Source organism: Gracilimonas sp. (assembly GCF_031581265.1).
In the GTDB taxonomy this organism is placed as follows: domain Bacteria; phylum Bacteroidota; class Rhodothermia; order Balneolales; family Balneolaceae; genus Gracilimonas.
The window spans coordinates 1-5,927 of sequence record NZ_JAVLBQ010000058.1 but is presented as its reverse complement, the minus strand read 5'-3'; the positions used below and the strand labels follow the sequence as shown (position 1 = coordinate 5,927).

Genomic DNA, 5,927 nt, shown 5'->3' with positions numbered 1-5,927 from the left:
GATCGGGAGTGATGCTTTGAACCTCTGCCATTATTCGTGACGGAAGAGGAATCCAGGGAAGTAAACCATAGGCTAAAATTAACGCCACCATTGCAATTAGAGTAGATTGCATGACAAATTGGGTTATCACTTGCCACCGGTATGCCCCTAAAACTTTATAAACGCCCACTTCTTTTGCTCTCTTCAGGGCCCGTGCAATTGAAAGATTGGTGTAGTTAAAACAGGCCATTAATAAAATTATAAGCGCGTTAACCATTAAAATAATTAAGTTTTCCATTGGGTACGCCTTGCCCGCTCCGATATCAGCTCTAAGTACTTCTCCAGGTGAAATTTCAGCAAGTGTTTGAACATCAAATTGATAGTTTTCTACATGTTCGGGAAAATTGAGTTCGTTTATTTTGTAAGCTGAAATAGTTTTGGCTGCTTCAAGAACGGCTTCTTTCGACGTTCCTTCTTTGGTCTTCAGGTAGGTTAAATTTCGCCGGTAATCATTCCACGAATCCACGCTTGAGGATATTTCCGAATCCTGATGTAAAAGGGGCAAAGTACTAAATGAAGCTAAGGCTCCAATTCTGAAATGGGTGTTCTGCGGTATTTCTTTGAATACACCCGTTACTGTGAAGTCCCCGATTCCCTCAATGGACATTATTCTACCCAAGGGATCTTCATCCCCAAAAAACCGGCGGGCATTATGCTCGGTGAGTACAATAGAAAAAGGCTCGGTAAGGGCGAACTTTCCATTTCCTGATGCAAGCTCAAATCCGAATACATCAAAGAACGACGGTTTGGTAAATGATCCGGAAATATTCAGGGACTTTTCTTCGGTTGAAGCTTTCCCAGACAAGTTTCGATACATAGGCACCATAGCATCAACAAATTCATATTCTTGTAATGCTTCCGTCAAGGGGACCGGAGTGCTAGCAAACCGTTCATTATCTCCGTTGTTGTAGTTGACTTGGGTGATGACCCTAAATGTTTCATCCGGGTGTGGGTGAAAGTTATCAAACTCCAGTTGGTTTTTGATAATCATCATCGCCGGAATGCAAATGGTGATACTCAACATCAACCCCAAAATATTGATAGCTGAAAAGAATTTATGTCTTGTTATGTTCCGATATGAAACTTTAAGAAATTGGTAAAGCATCTATAATTGATTTGCTGAAAAGGGTCATATGTTAGTTTACAAATAGTGTGCCAACCATTGTATTTAGAGTAAAAGGCCCCATTTATCCACGTAAACCGTTCGAATACGAACACCCTTGTTCGCAGGTGTACAGATTTAACTTTACTCGTACCGAAGCCGAACGTCTGGCACAAGGCATAAAAAGTCTTACCTCTAAAATCTAAAACCTTTCATCTAACACCTACTTAAGAAACGCCTCCGCAATCCGCGCAAACTGTTTGGGTTTATCCAAAAAAGCATAATGTCCGGCGTCTTCAATAATTACCAGCGCAGCATTCTTAATCCCCTTTTCGATTCGTTTTCCCTGATACACCGGCGTGGCTTCATCATTTCGCCCCCAGATGAGTAGGGTCTCATGAGGAATATTGGGCAAACTCGATTCAAGATATTCCGTTACTGACTTCACAAAGGTTTCTCTCATAACCCCACTTAGTTTGGAATAGTCACTTGACCCGAGACTCTTCCATAACGATGTAGACCGAAGCCATCCCAACGCTTTTTCACGAAGTGAACCAGGTAGGATCATAAAAGGGGCCTTCAGGGTTTTAGCGGTATATTTTTTGAGATAGAATTTTATTGATCTTTTCGGCTTCATTCCAGCGCCGCCTGTGATCAAGACTTTGTCGATATGCTTTTTACCAAAATCACGGGCACAGAGTTTGAGGATAATGCGTCCCCCAAAAGAATGAACCAGTACATCTACTTTATCTTCTTCCAAAGATTGAATGAAGGCTTGAATGGAATCAGCATAATCATCAATTGACCATGCTTCACCCGGTTCGGGCGAATCTCCAAATCCTGTAAGGTCCAAGACATAGTTGGTTCTTAGGTGAGATAAATTATGAGCCACCGGCATCATAACCCGCTTGCTGCTTCCCCACCCGTGTAGGATTACCAACGGTTTTCCTTCCCCTACTTTTTGGTAGATGATTTCCTGTTTTTGATATGTAAATGTGTGAGTATTTGCCATGAACTAAATTTTGCCAAACTTCACACTTCAAACAATGGGAAACAAGAGGGGATTTATAAATAAGCTTTGATACTTTGTTAATTGGTAATTTTAAATGTTGAATGTTAAATGAATATCTAACTCATTTAACATTCAACATTTAGCATTTAAAATTACAGACTAAAAAACTCCCTCACTTCTTAGACTTACAAAATTATACCCTGCAATAATCACGTGATCATCCACGGGAATGCCAAAGAGTTTACCGCATTCAGCGATGCGTTTGGTGAGTTGGATATCAGCGGTGGAGGCTTTGTTGTGTCCCGAAGGATGATTGTGGATTAGGATAATGGAATTCGCTTCATTTAGAACTGCTTGGCGCATAACTTCAGCGGTATCCACAATAGTTGCTGTTTTACCGCCATTGCTGATTTTGGAGAAGCCGGTCAGCTTTTTGGTGTTGTCAAGGAAGCCGACAATAAAAGTTTCTTTGGTGAGATGGCGAAGTTTGGGGGCAAAATAAGCGTTCACATCCTCAGGAGAAGAAATCTGAATTTCTTCACCGAGCGCTGCTACCTGTAGTCGACGAGCCAATTCAAAAGCAGCTTCCAGCGTGATGGCTTTCACTTTAGCAATTCCGGGAATCACTTTTAACGCTTGCCAGTCTTTACGAACCAAATTATGCAATCCCCCAAATTGATTGAGTAACGCTTTGGCGGTATCGATTACATTCATTTTTTTGGTGCCGGTTCGGATCAGGATGGCGAGTAGTTCGGAATCAGAGAGGGAGTCGGCTCCGTAATTCATTAGTTTTTCGCGCGGTTGCTCATCGGGGAGCATTTCTTTAACGGTGCGCTTATGGAAGTTTTCCACAGAAAAAGATTCTTCATGGCTCATGATACTAAGATTTATTTTTTATTCTTTCTTAGTAAGAGCGATGAGAATGGGATTCCTTACAGTTTTTTTTCGTTAATAGTGAAATGGATATTCGTTATTAGGGATAAAACCGATTTTCCAATAACGAATAACCATTAACCATCCTCCGAATACTCCAAAATATCTCCCGGTTGGCAATCCAGGGCTTCACAAATTGCTTCTAATGTAGAAAATCGAATGGCTTTGGCTTTCCCGGTTTTGAGGATGGAGAGGTTTGACATGGTGATGCCTACCTCTTCCGAAAGCTCGGTGAGGCTCATCTTTCGTTTAGCCAGCATGACATCCAGGTTTACGATTATGGCCATGGCTATACCGTTAGATCTTGTTCATTCTGCATGGGAATTCCTTTTCGAAGAAAAATAAGTACAAAAAGGAGAAGGAATAATACAAACATCATCGTAAGCGATATACCTCCGGTTGGGGATAATCCCAAGTTAAATTCAGTATTTAGAAAATTAATTTTTCGGGCATAGAGCAGAGCATCAATCATAAACCCACTGAAGATTAAAAAGAAAAATGTCATTACCCATCTATATATTTTAGTGGTGAAAAGTTTCCTGTACTCTTCAATTTGGAATGATAAAATCCATATGATCGCCAATATCATCAATATAAAAGCGCTCGCCAGAAAACCCATTTCCATGTAGACCTGAGTGGCCCAAAAAGAGCGCTGGGAATCTGATACCACAAAAGTAGGGTGACTGGAGATGCCAAGAACCATTTCGTTTTTTAAGGAAGAAGAAAGCATGTTCAAAGCCTCTTCATTTGAAACAGATAAGGTTATATCCTTCAGGGTAACATAGGTAAAAGTGGTATCCAAATTAGCTGTTTGTGAAAACCGAAAAGAACTGAATTCAACAGAGCTATGTGACCCGTACGATTCCATACCCGCGGTGGAAACGGGGCTGTGATCTTTGTTCAGTATTGAATGTATCCCCTGAAACGCTATAAAACTGGCCCATATACTGATCCCGGTAAATATCAGCAACAGGCCGATTATCACTTTACGAAAAATAGAATCAGGGAAAATCTTTTTGTTCAAATCCATGTCTTATACCGTTAATTTTAATTCTTGATACATATCATGTCCTTTTTCGAAAACAGAGGCCAATGCAAAAAGAAGCAATCCATACACAAAACTTCCCATTTCAAAATTTAGGCTTACAGAGAAGTCGTTGGCAACCAATAAATCATCAATAGGGACGACAAAAAGCTGATACATGAGCCACTGGAAAGGTTTGAACAATATGATCAGTCCGGCAATGATTTTGAGTCGTTTAATATTCTTTTGGGTGAAGACTTTATCGTTTCGGGCCGACTTAAGTATCATGCGTAGCTGAAAAAAACCGAATAGGAATAGCGAAATACCTATTACAAGCGAGCTGATCATCCCTATATATAACCCGCGATGATTATTCATGATGTATTCTGCATTCAGAGAAGCGGTTGCAGAATCAATGGAGATCATTGATGAATCGATAGCAGTTTGAAGAGTGAGTTGATTGGCATCTACTGGGATACTGATATTTAAGGTCCCAAGTAAATTTCCGAGACCATGAATCCTAAAGGTATCAGCAATTAAAAGAACTGAGAATACACACAAGGCATACCAAAAGAAGTTAATGATGGCATAGGAATAATAAACTGAGTTTCTGTCTTTGAGAGATTTCATCTTACACCGTTAGTTTTTGTTCTTCGTAGATGCTAAACCCTTCTTTCAGTACATGCGCGAAAGCGGCCAGCATAATTCCCATAATAAGGAAAGATGCAAATTTATTGATAGTGGAATCAATTGTAGAGATGAGAAGCACATTTTGAAGAAAGTTGATATCAGAAAAGATAAAAACAACCATGGAGGCCCAGTTTATAAAGGGCAAAATGAAAACTAATAGCCCAAGAATGTAAAATCGTTTAATCACGATACTCTGGAACGGAAGGCCTTGTTTCATGCGCCGTAGAATATCCCAAAATAGATAAAGGATTATTAACAAAAAGGCTTTTGAAAATGAAATTAGAAGCACTACAGTACTGAAGTCGGTTGATGATGCAAGACTAAGTCCAAAATCAGTGATTCCGGCAGCCATGATTAGTAAACCAAACAAGTAGATTGCAATGCATACAAAAGCTACAATTGTGACACCACTAAGCAGAGCTGGTAGTTTATTTTTGATCCAATCCATAAGTAGAAAAATGAGTTCTTGTTCTCTCACCAAGAAAAAGAAGAATATTATGAAAAGCAATAATAATTTATTGATAAACAATAAATAGTTGCCGATTAAAGTAATATTCAAGGGAAGTGAGTTCTGATAAATAGAAAAAGCATATAGCAGAAGAGGGAAGGTCGAATACTGTCTTGCCAATAGAAAAATTATAAATAATCGTGTTGGAGACTCGGGTTTTGATATTTTTTTCTCTCTCTTAAGTTGTCATCCTGAGCGCATTATTACTAAATGTAGGTTTGGGAGGGATATCGCGAAGGATCTCAAAGGTTGAATGATATCCCAAATAGGACGTTGAGATCCTTCGCGTTCACCATAATATACCGAATGCAATCCGCCGGGCGCTCAGGAGGACAAAATTTTTGAATTGTTGGTAATGTTCCACCATAGCGGTGGTTTTTAAGGCTTGGAAGAACCGTTGTCCAATAAGAAATAAGGACCAAAAAATACTCAGATTTTTAGCTACACGGGAATGTCTCCAAGAATGAGAATAACCAATATCCAACACAGAAAAACTAACTCAATCACTTAGATATTCAATATTCATGATTGATTATTGGATATCCCTTCCCTACTCCGTTCCGCCCATAAGAGGCTCATTAAAGGCGCGGATGCTGGAATTAGGCAATCCTTCCGGGTA

General features: G+C 39.7%; 7 protein-coding genes. All 7 read right to left on the bottom strand.

Annotation, left to right across the window (positions count from 1 at the left end; translation table 11 throughout):
- Positions 1–1,144: ABC transporter permease (locus RI561_RS13625; protein ID WP_395080798.1), on the bottom strand; the 1,144-nt coding region annotated here is incomplete at its 3' end.
- A gap of 220 nt (positions 1,145–1,364) precedes the next feature.
- Complete coding sequence (locus RI561_RS13620; protein WP_395080797.1) at positions 1,365–2,153, bottom strand: alpha/beta fold hydrolase; 789 nt, start codon at positions 2,151–2,153, stop codon at positions 1,365–1,367.
- A gap of 159 nt (positions 2,154–2,312) precedes the next feature.
- A complete protein-coding gene (radC, locus tag RI561_RS13615) occupies positions 2,313–3,029 on the bottom strand; it encodes a DNA repair protein RadC (RefSeq protein WP_395080796.1) in 717 nt (238 codons plus the stop codon).
- A 134-nt stretch (positions 3,030–3,163) separates the two neighbouring features.
- Positions 3,164–3,373 carry a helix-turn-helix domain-containing protein gene (locus tag RI561_RS13610; RefSeq protein ID WP_395080795.1) on the bottom strand — a complete coding sequence of 70 codons (210 nt, stop codon included), beginning with the start codon at positions 3,371–3,373 and terminating at the stop codon, positions 3,164–3,166.
- Positions 3,374–3,375: 2 nt separating this feature from the next.
- Positions 3,376–4,116, bottom strand: a complete 741-nt coding sequence (locus tag RI561_RS13605) for a DUF2975 domain-containing protein (protein WP_395080794.1) — start codon at positions 4,114–4,116, stop codon at positions 3,376–3,378.
- 3 nt (positions 4,117–4,119) lie between these two features.
- Positions 4,120–4,740 (bottom strand): DUF2975 domain-containing protein, encoded by a 621-nt coding sequence (locus RI561_RS13600; protein ID WP_395080793.1) that lies wholly within the window; start codon positions 4,738–4,740, stop codon positions 4,120–4,122.
- A 1-nt stretch (position 4,741) separates the two neighbouring features.
- The gene (locus RI561_RS13595) at positions 4,742–5,248 is read right to left on the bottom strand and encodes a DUF2975 domain-containing protein (protein WP_395080792.1); all 507 of its coding nucleotides are present in this window, start codon (positions 5,246–5,248) and stop codon (positions 4,742–4,744) included.
- Positions 5,249–5,927 lie beyond the last annotated feature (679 nt).

Coding starts and splice junctions, on each gene's coding strand:
- RI561_RS13620 (WP_395080797.1), bottom strand. CDS start 2,153: ATGGCAAATACTCACACATTTACATATCAAAAACAGGAAATCATCTAC.
- radC (WP_395080796.1), bottom strand. CDS start 3,029: ATGAGCCATGAAGAATCTTTTTCTGTGGAAAACTTCCATAAGCGCACC.
- RI561_RS13610 (WP_395080795.1), bottom strand. CDS start 3,373: ATGGCCATAATCGTAAACCTGGATGTCATGCTGGCTAAACGAAAGATG.
- RI561_RS13605 (WP_395080794.1), bottom strand. CDS start 4,116: ATGGATTTGAACAAAAAGATTTTCCCTGATTCTATTTTTCGTAAAGTG.
- RI561_RS13600 (WP_395080793.1), bottom strand. CDS start 4,740: ATGAAATCTCTCAAAGACAGAAACTCAGTTTATTATTCCTATGCCATC.
- RI561_RS13595 (WP_395080792.1), bottom strand. CDS start 5,248: ATGGATTGGATCAAAAATAAACTACCAGCTCTGCTTAGTGGTGTCACA.